The following is a 15,369-nucleotide window of genomic DNA, read 5'->3' as shown; positions in this document are numbered from 1 at the left end:
TTGGTCTTCGCGCCATTGAGGGCAGTATATACGTCACTTAGCATCCTCAATGTATTGTGTACAGTCATGTGTGTGGCAGGGTTATCCTACTTACACGCACATCCCTGCCTCGAAACGATCTTATCCCCCCTCGACGCAGCGTAGTGCTGTGGATAAAAGATCTTTAGGGGGCGCAAGCTGGTATTGTTGCCTGACAAGAGCGTATAGAAGGAGGAGATATTGATGGGGAACCCCGAGTTTGACGGTTATCCACCTCTCTTTGTCGCTTTGAGCTACCTCAATGGAATGCTGATGCCCATCAAGCTCGTAAAGTTGTCTGTAATGCTGGTGATGTTGTCGGTGATGTTGGTCATGTTGTCTGTCAGGCTGATCGTGTTGTCTGTGATGCTGGTCATGTTGCCCGGCGATTGGTCAAAGTACGCTGTCGCCATGCTCATGTTGTTGTGCAAAATGCAAACAGGACACCTAAAAGCATTTTTAAACAACTCCCTATTCTACTTCCGTTTCACCTTCTTCTTCTGTCGATGGTGACTGCGAAGCTTCTTCTTCGTTTCTAAAGACTGGTGGCGTTTCTTCTTTCTCCTCTTTTTGGGTTGGCGCTTCCTTTTGCTCCTTCGACGGTGATGCTTCTTCCACAGTTTCCGTCAGTTCCTCGGGTTCCACCACGTCACCCGGTGTTTCAAGCGAACTTTCATCCTGAGGCCCTCCTGCAGGAGCTTCCGGTTTTTCCACCTCTCGTTTCCGGTTCATCATATCCTCTTTCGATTTGGGCCGGTCTTGTGGTCGCCAGACGAATCCAGGTAAGACTTCATTTTCTTGTGTCACTTGCTTAAAAGGATAAAGCTTTTGGTCTACTTTTCGTATCGTAATGTAGTCAATGATTTTTTTGCCCTCCATTTTGATTTTAATACGCGCACCTCGGTCGTGGAACATCTCCGTTATCCGGTGGGTTTTATCATTCGTGGCAAAGCTTAAATTCTCTGCATTTCCGTCTACATACATTCGGTCAATAGAGTTATTGGCAAAGAAAGCGGTAATCTTTCGACCTTTGAGCTGATTGAACTTGACCGTGTCCAGCACCGCGTTTACCATAAAAGCGTTGTTAATTAGTAAGGCGTTATCCATGCGCTGGTTCTGAATCTGCATGTAGATGGTGTCGGACGAAATTTGCGATCCTTCCGCCCAGATCATAGGCCTCCCCATAAATCGAAACATGGAGTCAGCCATACCGTAATAAACAGAATCAGCCACCGCCTGCAAATCAGATTTGAACATCCGGACATTGTAATAAGCCTTGACAATCCGTGTTCGAGCGGTATCAAGATAAGCTTCGTCACTCGTATCTTTGAACGTAGTATCGGGCGTTTGAGCCGTAGCTATCGCTTGATTAATTAGGCTGTCCGCTGTGGCTTCTTCTGGAATCACCGCTTGTTGCCGTAATATCGAATCCTGTCGCATGCTTCTAGAGATGTCCGCTCTAGCCGCCTCCTTAATAACTGTTGCTCGTTTAGCGGCGTCCACTGGAACGACTTTTTTGATTTCTTGCGGCTTCTCTATGGTTAATTTTTCGTCCGCTTTTTCCGTCACGATAGTCTTTACGCTATCCATCTCCACATGAATCGCTGTGCTATCTATGGGGATACTGTCTATGATCCCATCAACAGAAATACTGTCCATCGAAACACTATCGATAGCCGTTTTAACAGAATCGGATAAAGGGGTCAGATTTTCTGTTTCTATGTCCGTATTATCCGATCCATAGTCGCCCTCGTCTCCGTAATCAACGTCCTCGTCGGTCTCAATTTCTCCACCACTTCGGTCCAGTTTAAAATCTAATGCTTTGTAATCACGTAGCATAATCATGCGCGAATAGAGTGTATCGGCAGTCATATAAACGGAATCTACCTTTGCGGTATCACGGGGGAGAGTCATTTGTGTGGAATCCGTTACGGTAATGATCTCGTTGTCAGTAGTTACATCGGGTTCCTCTATTTGCGTTATCTCCGCTTGTGCTACGGTATCCTTCTTTATGTCTATGGAATCTGTCTCCATAGAATCCACAGACGTTATGGCGGCACTATCCGCTGGTGCAGAACGAGTAGAATCATTTTCCACCACCATCGTGATTAATGGTTTGTCTGTCATGGTAATAGATTCGTCCGCTTGATCATATAAACCGTAGCCACCATACGCATAGAATTTATCCAAGGTGTCGACAAATACAACGTTTCTATACGCTTTTCCCACACCCGTTGCTCTATCGTAGTAAAGACTGTCGCCCTTTAAAAAACGTGTTCCTTCGGTGTATAGATTGTTTTTCGAGAAATTAGCAACACCCGTCTCTGTGTTATAGTTTCCTTTCTCGGTATATAGGTTTTCGCCGCTATTTCCTTTGATATTCGTTGGTCCAAAGAAATAGGTCATGCGCTGATTAGAATTGTAGCGCATGGTATCCGTATAAATCTTTACATCAGGTGTCCGTACAACAACCTGATTTCGAAAATAAGCATCTTCTGTATTTTCGAAGTAATAAGCCGTTCGCGACGTAATGGTATCTCCTTTAGAAATAATTCTTCCTCCCCCGGTATAGTTGCCTATTTTATCGCGCATCTTATAGATGAGATGATTCGTCGTCAATACCGAATTGGCATCGACCATGCGGACATTGTTTGTCAGCGTCGCAATCTGCGGAGCGGCATCATAATGTAGCCGGTCAGAATAGATAATCGTTCCGGATGGCTGCGTAATCACGACGTTCCCAAACGCTTCAAAGAATTGTCGGCCAACCTCATCTTCGTAGATAATACCACTGTCTGCGGATAGCGTATTTCCTTTGTGTGCATAGACGGGTTGAATACTGCTGAACCCTTGTTGATCGATAATCGTACTGTACCTCGAAGAGATAAGGCGTAGTTCTTCCTGAGCAAACAATGATGTCAGCCAGAGGAGGTTTAAAATAAGTGTAAAACAGTATTTCACGAAGGCAAAAATAGGTAATTATCTTCTTTTTCCCCGTGAAAAAGAAGCAAAAACCTCGCCGCTTCGAATGTTTTACATTTGGGATCGTACTAAGGATGAGTTTGTGCAGTTGTAGAACATTCGGATGCGGCATTTCAGTGTTAACGGAGGGGTCATGCAATTGTATTATCCCTTATTAGCCTCTGATGTCCATGCGTACTATTCTCGATGCGGGATAAGTGCGGGGCAGAGGGACGCATCAAATTTTTGAGGCATGTAGAAATTTATCCTTAGTACTATCCTCTCTCCTCAAAGATTCGAAGGACGCTTTTTTGCACAACTTTTTTCTAAAAAAAGTTGTTTAAGAAAAACATCTCTTAACTTTGACATATGGATTTGGTTCACCGTTTTCAAAGATACATGCAAGAAACACTGGATATAAGTGTGGATGATAACGTGTTGCTGGCGGTTAGCGGTGGGCGTGATTCGATGTTGATGACGCACCTTTTTTTAAGAAGTGGCTATTCCTGTATAATCGCACATTGTAATTTTCATTTGCGCGGGCGAGATGCTGATTTAGATGAGCAGTTGGTAAGGGAGTTTGCAGAGCAGCATAACGTACCTTGTTTTGTCCGGCATTTCCAAACCAACGACTATGCACAGGAATATGGTCTATCTACCCAAATGGCAGCCCGCGAATTGCGCTATGCTTGGTTTGAAGAACTACGTATACAACAAAATACACAATGGGTCGCTATCGCACAACATCAAGACGACCATATCGAAACTGTGTTGCTTAACCTGACGCGAGGAACAGGATTGCAGGGCTTGCAGGGCATCCTTCCTAAAAGAGGAAAAATAATTAGGCCGCTATTGTTTTTATCATCGGCAGAAATTACGGCCTGTATACAGCAATTACAGATTCCTTTTCGGGATGACCAATCTAATTTCTCTACAAAATATGCAAGAAACAAAGTCCGCTTGGAAATTATGCCCAAGTTTCGGGAAATTAGTCCGGAATTTGACACTATCATGCAGGAGAACATTGTTCATTTTCAAGAAGCACACGATCTGCTCCAATCGTTTATTTTCCCGATCCGAGCGGAATTGTTTGTAACGGAAGGTAACTTGATCCGAATTAGCAAATTAAAATTGCAGCCTTATCTTCATCGTCTGCCCTTATTATTCGAATTGTTTAAACCATATGGTTTTTCCAAAAATATTTTGGCTGATGTGCAAGCAAATTGGTACAGCGAGTCGGGTAAAATTTTCCACGCATCACATTATGAATTGTTGTTGGATAGAGACGACCTTTGGTTGAAAGTGAAGGTAGATGAGTTTTATCCGCACAATACGTTAGAAATACCAGACGATAGTTCCGTTTTTTCTTTTGGAGGTAAGCTGTTTGAAGGATCAATAGTAGAAGATACGGCTATACGTCCATCAGAAAATGTACTACAAGTAGATTTTGATAGGTTAAAGTTTCCGTTGAGATTACGTTTTTGGGAAGAGGGAGATTATTTTTATCCAATAGGTATGGGCGGAAAACGGAAAAAACTTAGCGATTACTTTGTACAAAAGAAAATAGGACGATACGAAAAGCAAACAATTCCTATTTTAATTAATGGAAATGGGGACATTGTGTGGATTGTGGATTATCGTGCAGATAATCGGTATAGGATAACGAAAAGTACAAAAAAAGTCTTTACATTAGTTTGTAAATAAAAGCTATGAGCGAACAATCTCTTTTTCAGGAAAAGCAATATTTGGGGCGGGATGCTACGTGGATTAGTGTACGGATGATTTTGGCTTTATTTTGTTTTGTCGCCTATTATTTAAATATAGAGAATCTACCTTCCAGACAATTATTTTTTATTGTCGGTACAGGCGTGATTATCGTCTCGATCATCATGATTTACATGGTGCATTATAAAACAACCGTAGAAGGGAAGTTTCTAATTTTGAGTGGACTGTGGTCGTCTAAACTGGTTAAAATTGATCTCTATAATATCGCGAAAGTAGAATTGAAACCCTATAGTTCTTTTATTTTCAATAACCCGGTTTATAATTTGCACAAAGGGGGGAAAATTCGTTTTTATTCGGGAGGTAAAGATGCCGTTTGGCTGACGGATAAAGAAGGATTAAGGTATATTATTGGTTCGCATAAAGCAGAAGAGCTGGCACGGGCGGTTATGGAAGCAAAGCGAAAGCTAAATACTTAAATTTTGTTAACGATTTTGATGCTGACATTCTGTTGACGGTGAAAAAAGAATTAAATTACTAAATTTGATGAAAACGTAAAAAAGAATGGAACTACTTAAAATACTCGCTATATTTTTGCTGGTTTTTTATGGATTGAAATATTTGTTTCGCCTGCTGATGCCTTTTGCCCTGCGCAAAATGACAGAGCGCCTTATGCATAAAGCCCAGCAACAGCAGTCTGCAGGAGGCAGCAGGACATATTATACGACTGGAGGGAATCCCTTTGATCAATTTAAACAACAAACGCCACCCAAAAAGGAGGGAGAGGTACGTGTAGACTATGTTCCGCAAGAAGATGCGAAAGCAAAGAAGGGAACACAGACTGCGGGTGAATTTATCGATTTTGAGGAAATTAGATAATATCTGAACATTTCCAAATGTGGTTGAAACAACTTTCTGTTTTCAATTTTAAGAATTATACGGAATCCTCTTTGGAGTTTCTGCCCCAGATCAATGCCTTTGCTGGGGCAAATGGTACGGGAAAAACCAACTTATTGGATGCCATCCATTATCTTGCTTTATGCAAGTCCTATTTCAATCCGATAGATTCACAGCATATAAAAAAAGGTTTTGACTGGTTTATTGTGCAGGGTGAGTTCGAGCGTGATCAGGTGCCGGACGTCATTTCTTGTAGTCTAAAAAGAAATCAGAAAAAGCAGTTCAGACGTAATAAAAAGGATTACCAACGTCTAGCAGACCATATCGGTTTATTCCCGTTGGTCATGATCTCTCCTAATGACACGGTTATCGTAACAGAAGGAAGTGAAGAACGACGTAAATTCATGGACAATGTTATCTCCCAAACCGACAACCATTACCTCGATATCCTTATCCAATACAATAAAATTCTTTTGCAACGCAATATATTGCTTAAACAGGTAAGGGAAAAAGGGATGTTGGATTTGGGTGTATTGGAGGTTTTGAATCTCCAACTAACCGAAGTAGGGGAGCTAATATTCGAAAGAAGAAAGCAGTTTATGGATGAATTTCATCCCGAATTCGAACGATATTATGCCTTCTTAACAGAAGGGGCAGAGAAAGTTGCGTTAGTTTATGAATCGCCATTAATGAAGGCTGATTTTGAATCCTTGTTACGAAATAGTTTAGAGAAAGACCGTGTATTAGAGCGAACCTCACAAGGGATCCATAAAGACGATCTTTTGTTCACTATTCATGAGGAGATGCCCTTAAAGAAGTTTGGTTCACAGGGGCAGCAAAAATCGTTTTTGATAGCATTAAAGTTAGCACAATACAGTTTCCTTAGGAATAAGAAAAAGGATAAGCCGCTGCTGTTATTGGATGATATTTTTGACAAATTGGACGACAGACGGACAAAAAAATTGATGCAGCTCGTTTCAGAGGATGAATTTGGACAGATATTTATTACGGATACAGATGCAGGAAGAATAAAAGATATTTTTGATGAAATAGCGCAACCAATTCGTATTTTTGAAGTGAAAGGGGGCGCTATAAATGTATAAGAAAAAACTGGATGAAATCCATACGAAAGATGATGTAGGTATTAAAGAGGTTATCGAGAAGTGGATTGAGACTTATCGGCTACGCTCTAAGTATGATGAGTCGTCAATCGTGAATGCTTGGCCGGATATTATCGGAAAAGCTATTGCCAATCGTACGCAGCAGATTTATATTCGCGATAAAAAATTGTTTGTTAAGGTTGAATCAGCGGTGATCAAGAATGAACTGGCGATGATGCGCCGTCAGATCATAGGTCGTGTGAACGAATACGTCGGACACGTGGTCGTTGAAGAATTTATTATTTTATAAATACTCGTCCAAATTTCCTTTTCCTTCCCGTATAATTTCAAAATCGCCAGACGTTACATCAACAACTGTAGAGGCAACATTATCGCCGTATCCGCCATCAATCACTAGATCAACGAGCTCTTCATACTTTTCGTGAATGAGCTCAGGATCGGTAGAATACTCAATGATGTCATCTTCATCACGAATAGAAGAGGTAACAATCGGATTACCGAGTTCTTTGACGATTTCCCGTACAATATTATTATCGGGAACACGAATACCCACCGTTTTCTTTTTGGTGCTTAGCAGTTTAGGAACTTGTCCGCTTGCGTTAAAAATAAAAGTAAACGGACCGGGTAGGGCCTTTTTTAGTACACGAAATACCACCGTATCAAAAGGTTTGGTGTATTGGGAGATATCGGTCAAATCGTAGCATATAAAAGATAAATTAGATTTTTCAGGCTTAAGGCCTCTTATCTTGCATACGCGTTCGATCGCTTTCTGATTTGTGATATCACAACCGATACCATATACCGTATCCGTAGGGTAGATGATGACTCCTCCTTTTTTAAGGATATCTACAGCTTGCTCGATAAATTTCGGATTCGGATTTTCTTCGTGTATTCTTAAAAGCATTTGATAAAATAAATAAGACGCTAAAAATAAAACCGCTGAAAGTTGAAAAAGTTCAGCGGTTTTATCCTTTTATTAAAATTCTGCATTTTTTGGTGTTCTTGGAAACGGAATAACATCTCGTATGTTGGTCATCCCGGTTACAAATAATACCAAACGTTCAAAACCTACACCAAAACCCGAATGTGGGGCAGATCCAAAACGACGTGTGTCTAAAAACCAATCCATTTCTTCTTCGGGGATACCAACTTCTGCCATGCGTGTGAGCAGCTTGTCTAGATTTTCTTCCCGTTGTGAACCGCCCACCATTTCACCGATTCCCGGAAACAAAATATCCATGGCACGTACCGTATGACGACCATGTGCATCGGGTTCATTTTGTTTCATGTAAAACGATTTGATTTCGCGTGGGTAGTCCGTAAGAATCACCGGTTTTTTGTAGTGCTTTTCTACGAGATAGCGCTCGTGCTCCGATTGCAAGTCCGCACCCCATTCTTCGATAAGGTATTTGAATTGCTTCTTCTGATTGGGCTTGCTTCGTTTTAGGATTTCAATAGCTTCTGTATACGTTACACGTTCAAAATCGTTTTCGATAACGAAGTTCAATTTTTCAATCAAGCTCATTTCAGAACGCTGGTTCTGCGGTTTTGATTTCTCTTCTTCCAGTACCCGGTTGTTTAATAGCTCGATTTCTTCTGGACAGGTATCTAGCGCATATTTGATGACGTATTTCAATAAATCCTCTGCTAAATCCATGTTATCATCGAGCTCATAGAAGGCCATCTCGGGCTCTATCATCCAAAACTCGGCTAGGTGACGTGTTGTATTGGAGTTTTCTGCCCGAAACGTAGGGCCGAATGTATAAATGTTGCCCAATGCCATTGCTGCAAGCTCACCTTCTAATTGGCCCGAAACAGTCAAGTTTGTCGGTTTACCGAAAAAATCTTCTTTAAAGTCTATCTCGCCCGAATCGGTGCGGGGTGGATTGTTTAAATCCAACGTTGTTACTTGGAACATCTCGCCGGCACCCTCCGCATCAGAGCCTGTAATAATAGGTGTATGCATATATACGAAGTCTCGCTCGTTGAAGAATGTATGGACGGCAAAGGCTAGTGCATTACGGATTTTAAAGATGGCACTAAAAGTACCTGTACGAAAGCGCAGATGCGCTATTTCCCGCAAAAATTCTAAACTGTGCTTTTTCGGTTGTAATGGATACTTCTCCGGATCTGAATCGCCCAGGATAGTCAGTTCATTAACCTTAATCTCTACACGCTGCCCTTTTCCTAGAGATTCTACAAGCTGCCCTTTTACCTGTACCGCTGCGCCTGTTGTTATTCGTTTCAACAAGGCTTCATCCGTATTTTCAAAATCGACAACAGCCTGTATATTATTAATAGACGAACCGTCATTAATAGCTATAAATTGGTTGTTCCGGAAGGTTCTTACCCAACCTTTTACGATAACTTCTTTACCGAATTCTTCTGTTTTTAATAACTCTTTTATACGTGTATGTTTCATTTTCATAATAGTATTATTATACTCTCCTTTTTTCTTGATAAAAAAGGAGACAAAAAATCAAGGCTTAGTATGTTTTCGCTACCTTTACTTGTCTATTCCTAAACAGAATGGAACTCGCTTCGCTCAAACAACATTCTGTTTTTAACGGAATAGTCTACGTAAAGCTGGCCGCGAAAAAATACAAGGCCGTTTTAGTCCGCATCATCGCGGTCTGTTAATGACCGTATTCATTCACGCAAAACAAATGGTCAATTTGTATCCCCTACGCTTCGTAATACCCTTAACTCCACTATTTCAAATTCATTCACGCAATACAAAGGGTCAATCTGTATCCCGTACGCATTGCACGATCCCCTCCCTTAACTTTTAATGTCGCATCCGGATGTTTTACAACTGTATAAACTCATCCTTAGTACTACCCCAAATGTAAAACATCCGAAGCGACGAGGTTTTTGGTTCTTTTTTACGGGAAAAAAGAACATAAAAAATATTTTAATAAAAAAAACCGGTTTTCGAAAGGAAACCGGTTTTTTATAATCTAATCCTTATTATCCTTTCAGTACTTTCGTTACCAATTCAGCTGCTTCTTTCAACAAGATAGCAGAGTAAACTTGCAAGCCAGATTCATCAATTAATTTTTTGGCTTCCTCAGCGTTTGTTCCTTGAAGACGAACGATGATAGGCACAGGGATGTTTCCAATTTCTTGGTACGCATCTATTACCCCTTGTGCAACACGGTCACAACGAACGATACCACCGAAAATATTAATTAAGATAGCCTTTACGTTTGGATCTTTTAAGATAATATTGAAACCAGCCTTGACAGTTTCTGCGTTTGCGGTACCACCGACATCCAAGAAGTTTGCGGGTTCACCACCGGCAAGTTTAATGATGTCCATGGTTGCCATCGCTAAGCCAGCGCCATTCACCATACAGCCTACGTTACCATCCAATTTTACATAGTTCAAGTTGGATTCTCCAGCTTCTACTTCCGTAGGATCTTCCTCTGCTAAGTCGCGCAAAGCAGCATAATCCGTATGGCGGTATAACGCATTTTCGTCAAAATTAACTTTCGCATCGACAGCTAGAATTTTATCATCAGACGTTTTTAATACCGGATTGATCTCAAACAGCGATGCATCAATAGCATCATATGCTTTATACAAAGCAGCGATAAACTTCACCATTTCTTTCTGTGCTGCACCAGAAAGACCTAAATTGAAAGCGATTTTACGTGCTTGGAAACCTTGTAATCCCGCTTTAGGATCAATTTCTTCTTTGAAAATTAAATGTGGTGTTTTCTCAGCGACTTCTTCAATATCCATACCGCCTTCGGTAGAATACATAATGATGTTACGTCCTGTTGCGCGATCTAATAAAACAGAAACATAAAATTCTTTGATTTCACTTTCTCCAGGATAATATACATCCTGTGCTACCAAAACTTTGTTTACTTTTTTCCCTTCCGGCCCCGTTTGAGGGGTAACCAATTGCATGCCGATGATGTCTGTTGCACGTTGCAATACCTCATCATGGTTTTTTGCCAATTTCACACCACCACCTTTACCACGGCCACCTGCATGGATTTGTGCTTTTACAACCACCCAGTCCGAGTTAAAATCTTGTTTTAATGTCTGTGCGGCTTCAACAGCCTGTTCGGGAGTTTCTGCAAGGATTCCTTCTTGAACTCTTACGCCAAAACTTTTAAGTATTTCTTTTGCTTGATATTCGTGAATGTTCATCTTAAAAAATTTGTCGTAAAATTATGATTTTTAAATGGAAAGGACAAGTAATCTTTTCCTCGTTTTTTCACCGAATTGTTTTTTCTTCATTACCTTCGCATTATGATATTGGAAGCAAACCAAATATATAAGTCTTTCGGTCAACTGCCGATTTTGCGTGGTGTAGATCTATCGGTAGAGAGAGGGGAAATTGTTTCGATCGTTGGCGCATCAGGAGCAGGAAAGAGTACGTTATTGCATATTATAGGTACATTGGATAGGCCGGATAGCGGTCGGATAGTCATTAATGGTACCGATGTAAAGGCGCTGAGTGAAAAGAAGATGAGTCTATTCCGCAATCAGCATATTGGCTTTGTTTTTCAGTTTCACCACTTGCTGCCCGAGTTTACGGCACTCGAAAATGTTTGTATTCCTGCCTTTATCAGCCAGGTAGGGAAAAAAGAAGCAGAAGCACGCGGTATGGATCTTTTGGAACGATTGGGCGTACGACATCGAGCGCAACATAAACCATCGGAGATGTCTGGAGGAGAACAACAAAGAGTGTCTGTGGCGAGAGCATTGATCAACCAACCGGCACTCATCCTGGCAGATGAACCCTCCGGTAATCTGGACTCCGAGAATGCCGCTTCATTACACCAGTTGTTTTTCGAGCTGCGCGCGTCCTTGGGACAGACCTTTATCATTGTTACGCACAATGAGGAGTTGGCTAATATCTCCGATAGAACAATTCATATGCGTGACGGACAGATTCTTTGAAAAAATGATGGATACTATTTTGATCACGTATGGCACACGGCCTTTTGCACAGCGTGTAAGCAGATTGTTGTCTTCACGTTACGAAGTGGTTTATGCCAGTTCGGAACCGTTTCCTGATTTATTGCTAAAACAGAACTATCATCGGATTCCTACAGGGGCAAACCCTACGTTCGCACATGAGATATTAAAGCTGTGTTTGGATAAGGGCTGCCAAATGATACTGCCTTTGGGTGAGATGGAGTTGCAACCTATAAACGAAGCCCAGATTTTGTTAGAAGAATATGGAATAGCGGTTTTATTGCCTCGTGACCTGGAAGAATGCTTTATGCTCGAAAGCCCCTCAGGAGAGATTCATGTGTTAAAATCCGGAAAAGATATACTAACAGGTGACCAATTATGTGGGGATCATTTTTCAGGAGCAGGCATATTGCCAGATTCTGGTGACGAGCCGATATTATGTTTGGTTTAAATGATGAATAACGGAATGCACGCTTTTAATAAATCAGTTTATGTTTTTGAAATCGATGATGTATTGTATCCCAAGCCGGAATATTTATTACAAGTCTATTATCTGTTTTCCAATTTCGTAGAATATACCGAAGGACGGCCCGTCGCTAAGGATATGGTGGATTTTATGAAGGAAACGTTGGAGACAATGGGAGAGGATGAAGTCCTGTCAAAGACAATCGCACATTTTGGGTTACATGAAGGTTATCGTGAAAATTTTGAAAGGTTGAAAGCCAATGCGCACCTTCCTTTGAAACTTATATTGAAAGATAATATTAAAAGATTATTGTTATCTTTATTTGAGAAAGAAAAGCATGTGGGGATACTCACAGATGGAAACCCCGTAGAGCAACTAAATAAACTGAAACACATCGATTGGCAGGACTTATCGAGGTTTTTGCCGTTATTAAAAGTGTTTTTTATACGTGAATTGATGTTTCGCAACATCAATCCTATTGATTTTCTTAAAGAGGAGTATCAGGTTTCGGCAGATGAAATTTCAATCGTTACCGGGAAGGAGTTGGAATTTTGATAGGGGATGTTTATCAAAAAAAGTATAGGCATGAGGAAAAAACCGGCAACGATAAAGGAGATTGCACGTAGGCTGAAAATATCGCCGTCCACCGTGTCGCGCGCACTGAATGATCATCCGAGCATTGGGTTGGTAACGACCATGCGGGTAAAAAAGATGGCCGAAGAGCTGAATTATGAACCCAATCAGACCGCTATATTTTTTAAACAGCGACGTACATTTACCATTGGCGTTATTCTTCCTAGTCTCTCTGAGCCTTTCTTTTCGTCTGCCATTAGTGAAATTGAAAAGGTGGCGGGAGAACACGATTATACTGTGCTGATGGGACAATCGTATGACAATGCCGCGCGTGAATTAAAAATTCTCCAAACATTCAAGAAGCATCGGGTGGATGGTATTTTGATGTCATTAGGAAAAAATACGGAAGATTTGGGTTTTGTCGAGATGTTAAATGATGCAGAAATTCCTATTGTTTTCTTTGATTGCGTACCCAGAATTGATGGCGTTAATAAGGTGTATAGTGATCTTTCTACCGGTATGCGGGAAGCTGTCCAATCGTTTGCCGCTTTAGGACATAAAAATATTGCATTGATTAACGGTCCGGAAAATTTACTGGCTTCACAAGAACGGGCAGCAGCTTATAGAAAAGCGTTGAAAAGTGAAAATCTGGAATACAATGCGCGTTATGAAGTACACACTGATTTAACAGAGCAAGGAAATATCGAAGCGATAGACAAGTTATTGGTATTGTCGGAGCGCCCATCGGCCATTGTGTCGTTTAATGATTTTGTCACGTTAGATGTGATAAAATATGTACGTCAGCGAGGATTAGTACAAAAGAAAGATGTGTTTTTTATCAGCTACGCAAATTATCCGTTATGGAAATATATGGAAAATCCGCCGATGGGTAGCATAGAACAGTATCCCGATAAGCAAGCCCGCAAAGCAGCTGAAATCCTGTTTGATCATATAAGTACAAACGATGATGGACAGAAACCGGAAACGGTCGTGTTTAAATCGAAGTTGGTTTTAAAATAAAAAGCGAGGCATATGCCTCGCTTTTCTATTACTATAAATGAATCACCTCATCATAAGCTGCAGCAGCAGCTTCCATAATGGCCTCACTCATGGTTGGGTGTGGATGAACGGCTTTAATCATTTCGTGTCCGGTAGTCTCCAATTTTCTGGCAACAACAATTTCTGCAATCATTTCGGTCACGTTGGCACCTATCATATGCGCTCCTAGGAGCTCACCATATTTCGCATCAAAGATCAATTTGATAAATCCATCTTTCGCACCTGCAGCAGAGGCTTTACCAGAAGCAGAAAACGGGAATTTACCCACCTTAAGTTCATAACCAGCTTCTTTAGCGGCTTTTTCCGTATAACCTACAGAAGCAACTTCTGGCGAACAGTATGTACATCCCGGAATGTTATTGTAATCGATAGGGTCTACATGTAAGCCTTTTATTTTCTCTACACAAGTTATCCCTTCCGCAGAAGCAACGTGTGCCAGGGCCTGACCTTTTACAATGTCACCGATGGCGTAAACACCGTCAATGTTTGTTTTATAGAAATCGTCTACGATGACACGACCTTTATCTGTTTTTACACCAACTTCTTCTAAACCTAAATTTTCGATGTTTGGGGTAATCCCCACAGCCGAGAGTACAACTTCAGCTTCAATAGTTTCTGTTCCCTTGGCTGTTTTGATAGAAACTTTCGAGAGGTCACCTTTGGTATCTACGGATTGGACTTCCGATTTGATCATGATATCGATGCCTGCTTTTTTTAGCGATTTTTCCAATTGTTTGGAAACCTCTTCATCCTCTACAGGTACTATCCTATCCATGAATTCTACGATGGTTACTTTTGTTCCGATCGCATTGTAGAAATAAGCAAACTCTACGCCGATAGCACCGGATCCCACAACAACCAAAGATTTTGGTTGTTTAGGAAGATTCATTGCCTGACGATAGCCAATGATCTTCTTGCCATCTTGTGGTAAGTTAGGCAATTCACGCGAGCGTGCTCCGGTTGCCAATATGGTGTGTTTTGCTGTATATTCTTTCGTAGAACCGTCTGCACCTTTTACGTCTATTTTACCGCCCTTTTTAATTTTGGCGGTACCCATAATCACATCAATTTTGTTCTTTTTCATCAAGAACTGGATACCTTTGCTCATACCGTCCGCTACGCCACGACTCCGCTTTACAATGGCCGAAAAATCCGCTTCGCCACCTTCCACTTTAATGCCGTATTCTTCAGCATGATTTAAATACTCAAATACTTGCGCACTTTTCAATAGCGCTTTGGTTGGGATACAGCCCCAGTTTAAGCAGATGCCACCTAATGCTTCCCGTTCTACAATCGCAGTTTTAAAACCTAATTGAGAAGCACGGATGGCAGCTACATATCCTCCTGGACCACTACCGATTACTATGATATCGTAGTTCATAATGTGTATTTGTTTTTAAGCATATTCATCACACAATGTGTATTCCGAGTACGCATTTAATGTTAACGTTTTGTAGTAAAAGATCTTGCCCGCTTTGCGAACGTTCCAAAAATACATATTTTTTTCATTCGAATAAATTGTTTTCGATATAGAATTCGCCATATTCCTAGCAACATGTCAGCATTTGGTCAATAGATGATTAAAATATAGCGCGATTGGACTTTAGACCGTAT

At 41.0% G+C, this 15,369-nt stretch carries 15 protein-coding genes; 9 read left to right on the top strand and 6 right to left on the bottom strand.

Going from position 1 to position 15,369, the window contains the following annotated elements:
- Positions 1-272 precede the first annotated feature (272 nt).
- Both EWE74_RS21100 and EWE74_RS10760 read right to left on the bottom strand, forming a co-directional pair.
- On the bottom strand, positions 273-431 hold the full coding sequence (locus tag EWE74_RS21100) for a hypothetical protein (protein WP_165384692.1): 159 nt from the start codon (positions 429-431) through the stop codon (positions 273-275).
- Positions 432-489: 58 nt separating this feature from the next.
- Positions 490-2,979, bottom strand: coding sequence for an OstA-like protein (locus EWE74_RS10760; protein ID WP_239018621.1), 2,490 nt, complete (start codon positions 2,977-2,979; stop codon positions 490-492).
- Positions 2,980-3,348: 369 nt separating this feature from the next.
- Here EWE74_RS10760 and tilS point away from each other — a divergent pair, with 369 nt between their 5' ends.
- The 5 genes from tilS to EWE74_RS10735 all read left to right on the top strand — a co-directional run bounded on the left by tilS (position 3,349) and on the right by EWE74_RS10735 (position 7,008).
- Positions 3,349-4,683 (top strand): tRNA lysidine(34) synthetase TilS, encoded by a 1,335-nt coding sequence (tilS, locus tag EWE74_RS10755; protein WP_130141552.1) that lies wholly within the window; start codon positions 3,349-3,351, stop codon positions 4,681-4,683.
- A 5-nt stretch (positions 4,684-4,688) separates the two neighbouring features.
- The gene (locus tag EWE74_RS10750; RefSeq protein ID WP_130141551.1) at positions 4,689-5,180 is read left to right on the top strand and encodes a hypothetical protein; all 492 of its coding nucleotides are present in this window, start codon (positions 4,689-4,691) and stop codon (positions 5,178-5,180) included.
- A gap of 85 nt (positions 5,181-5,265) precedes the next feature.
- A complete protein-coding gene (locus EWE74_RS10745; protein WP_130141550.1) occupies positions 5,266-5,580 on the top strand; it encodes a DUF4834 family protein in 315 nt (104 codons plus the stop codon).
- Between the two features lie 17 nt (positions 5,581-5,597).
- On the top strand, positions 5,598-6,701 hold the full coding sequence (gene recF / locus EWE74_RS10740) for a DNA replication/repair protein RecF (RefSeq protein WP_130141549.1): 1,104 nt from the start codon (positions 5,598-5,600) through the stop codon (positions 6,699-6,701).
- Complete coding sequence (locus EWE74_RS10735; RefSeq protein ID WP_130141548.1) at positions 6,694-7,008, top strand: DUF721 domain-containing protein; 315 nt, start codon at positions 6,694-6,696, stop codon at positions 7,006-7,008. Before recF ends, EWE74_RS10735 begins: the two co-directional genes overlap by 8 nt.
- Here EWE74_RS10735 and EWE74_RS10730 read toward each other — a convergent pair.
- The 3 genes from EWE74_RS10730 to sucC form a co-directional block, all read right to left on the bottom strand.
- Entirely contained in the window at positions 7,003-7,623 is a 621-nt protein-coding gene (locus EWE74_RS10730) for an L-threonylcarbamoyladenylate synthase (RefSeq protein WP_130141547.1), read from the bottom strand. The genes EWE74_RS10735 and EWE74_RS10730 overlap by 6 nt on opposite strands.
- 72 nt (positions 7,624-7,695) lie before the next feature.
- On the bottom strand, positions 7,696-9,141 hold the full coding sequence (gene asnS / locus EWE74_RS10725; RefSeq protein ID WP_130142363.1) for an asparagine--tRNA ligase: 1,446 nt from the start codon (positions 9,139-9,141) through the stop codon (positions 7,696-7,698).
- A gap of 548 nt (positions 9,142-9,689) precedes the next feature.
- Positions 9,690-10,883, bottom strand: coding sequence for an ADP-forming succinate--CoA ligase subunit beta (gene sucC / locus EWE74_RS10720; protein WP_130141546.1), 1,194 nt, complete (start codon positions 10,881-10,883; stop codon positions 9,690-9,692).
- 102 nt (positions 10,884-10,985) lie between these two features.
- On the opposite strand from sucC, the gene EWE74_RS10715 reads away from it, so the two are divergent.
- Genes EWE74_RS10715 through EWE74_RS10700 form a run of 4 tightly spaced genes read left to right on the top strand, consistent with a single transcriptional unit; the run spans position 10,986 to position 13,716 of the window.
- Positions 10,986-11,639 (top strand): ABC transporter ATP-binding protein, encoded by a 654-nt coding sequence (locus EWE74_RS10715; protein ID WP_130141545.1) that lies wholly within the window; start codon positions 10,986-10,988, stop codon positions 11,637-11,639.
- Between the two features lie 4 nt (positions 11,640-11,643).
- Complete coding sequence (locus EWE74_RS10710; protein WP_130141544.1) at positions 11,644-12,108, top strand: hypothetical protein; 465 nt, start codon at positions 11,644-11,646, stop codon at positions 12,106-12,108.
- Entirely contained in the window at positions 12,109-12,678 is a 570-nt protein-coding gene (locus EWE74_RS10705; RefSeq protein ID WP_130141543.1) for an HAD family hydrolase, read from the top strand. It abuts the gene before it with no gap.
- Positions 12,679-12,708: 30 nt separating this feature from the next.
- On the top strand, positions 12,709-13,716 hold the full coding sequence (locus EWE74_RS10700) for a LacI family DNA-binding transcriptional regulator (protein WP_130141542.1): 1,008 nt from the start codon (positions 12,709-12,711) through the stop codon (positions 13,714-13,716).
- Positions 13,717-13,747: 31 nt separating this feature from the next.
- On the opposite strand, the gene lpdA is transcribed toward EWE74_RS10700, so the two are convergent.
- The gene (gene lpdA, locus EWE74_RS10695) at positions 13,748-15,136 is read right to left on the bottom strand and encodes a dihydrolipoyl dehydrogenase (RefSeq protein WP_130141541.1); all 1,389 of its coding nucleotides are present in this window, start codon (positions 15,134-15,136) and stop codon (positions 13,748-13,750) included.
- Positions 15,137-15,369: the final 233 nt, after the last annotated feature.

Source organism: Sphingobacterium corticibacterium (genome assembly GCF_004208525.1).
In the GTDB taxonomy this organism is placed as follows: domain Bacteria; phylum Bacteroidota; class Bacteroidia; order Sphingobacteriales; family Sphingobacteriaceae; genus Sphingobacterium; species Sphingobacterium corticibacterium.
This window is presented reverse-complemented; position numbering and strand designations above follow the sequence as displayed.

Coding starts and splice junctions, on each gene's coding strand:
- EWE74_RS10710 (WP_130141544.1), top strand. CDS start 11,644: ATGATGGATACTATTTTGATCACGTATGGCACACGGCCTTTTGCACAG.
- EWE74_RS10715 (WP_130141545.1), top strand. CDS start 10,986: ATGATATTGGAAGCAAACCAAATATATAAGTCTTTCGGTCAACTGCCG.
- EWE74_RS10730 (WP_130141547.1), bottom strand. CDS start 7,623: ATGCTTTTAAGAATACACGAAGAAAATCCGAATCCGAAATTTATCGAG.
- asnS (WP_130142363.1), bottom strand. CDS start 9,141: ATGAAACATACACGTATAAAAGAGTTATTAAAAACAGAAGAATTCGGT.
- EWE74_RS10700 (WP_130141542.1), top strand. CDS start 12,709: ATGAGGAAAAAACCGGCAACGATAAAGGAGATTGCACGTAGGCTGAAA.
- recF (WP_130141549.1), top strand. CDS start 5,598: ATGTGGTTGAAACAACTTTCTGTTTTCAATTTTAAGAATTATACGGAA.
- EWE74_RS10745 (WP_130141550.1), top strand. CDS start 5,266: ATGGAACTACTTAAAATACTCGCTATATTTTTGCTGGTTTTTTATGGA.
- lpdA (WP_130141541.1), bottom strand. CDS start 15,136: ATGAACTACGATATCATAGTAATCGGTAGTGGTCCAGGAGGATATGTA.
- EWE74_RS10735 (WP_130141548.1), top strand. CDS start 6,694: ATGTATAAGAAAAAACTGGATGAAATCCATACGAAAGATGATGTAGGT.
- EWE74_RS10750 (WP_130141551.1), top strand. CDS start 4,689: ATGAGCGAACAATCTCTTTTTCAGGAAAAGCAATATTTGGGGCGGGAT.
- sucC (WP_130141546.1), bottom strand. CDS start 10,883: ATGAACATTCACGAATATCAAGCAAAAGAAATACTTAAAAGTTTTGGC.
- EWE74_RS10705 (WP_130141543.1), top strand. CDS start 12,109: ATGATGAATAACGGAATGCACGCTTTTAATAAATCAGTTTATGTTTTT.
- EWE74_RS21100 (WP_165384692.1), bottom strand. CDS start 431: ATGGCGACAGCGTACTTTGACCAATCGCCGGGCAACATGACCAGCATC.
- tilS (WP_130141552.1), top strand. CDS start 3,349: ATGGATTTGGTTCACCGTTTTCAAAGATACATGCAAGAAACACTGGAT.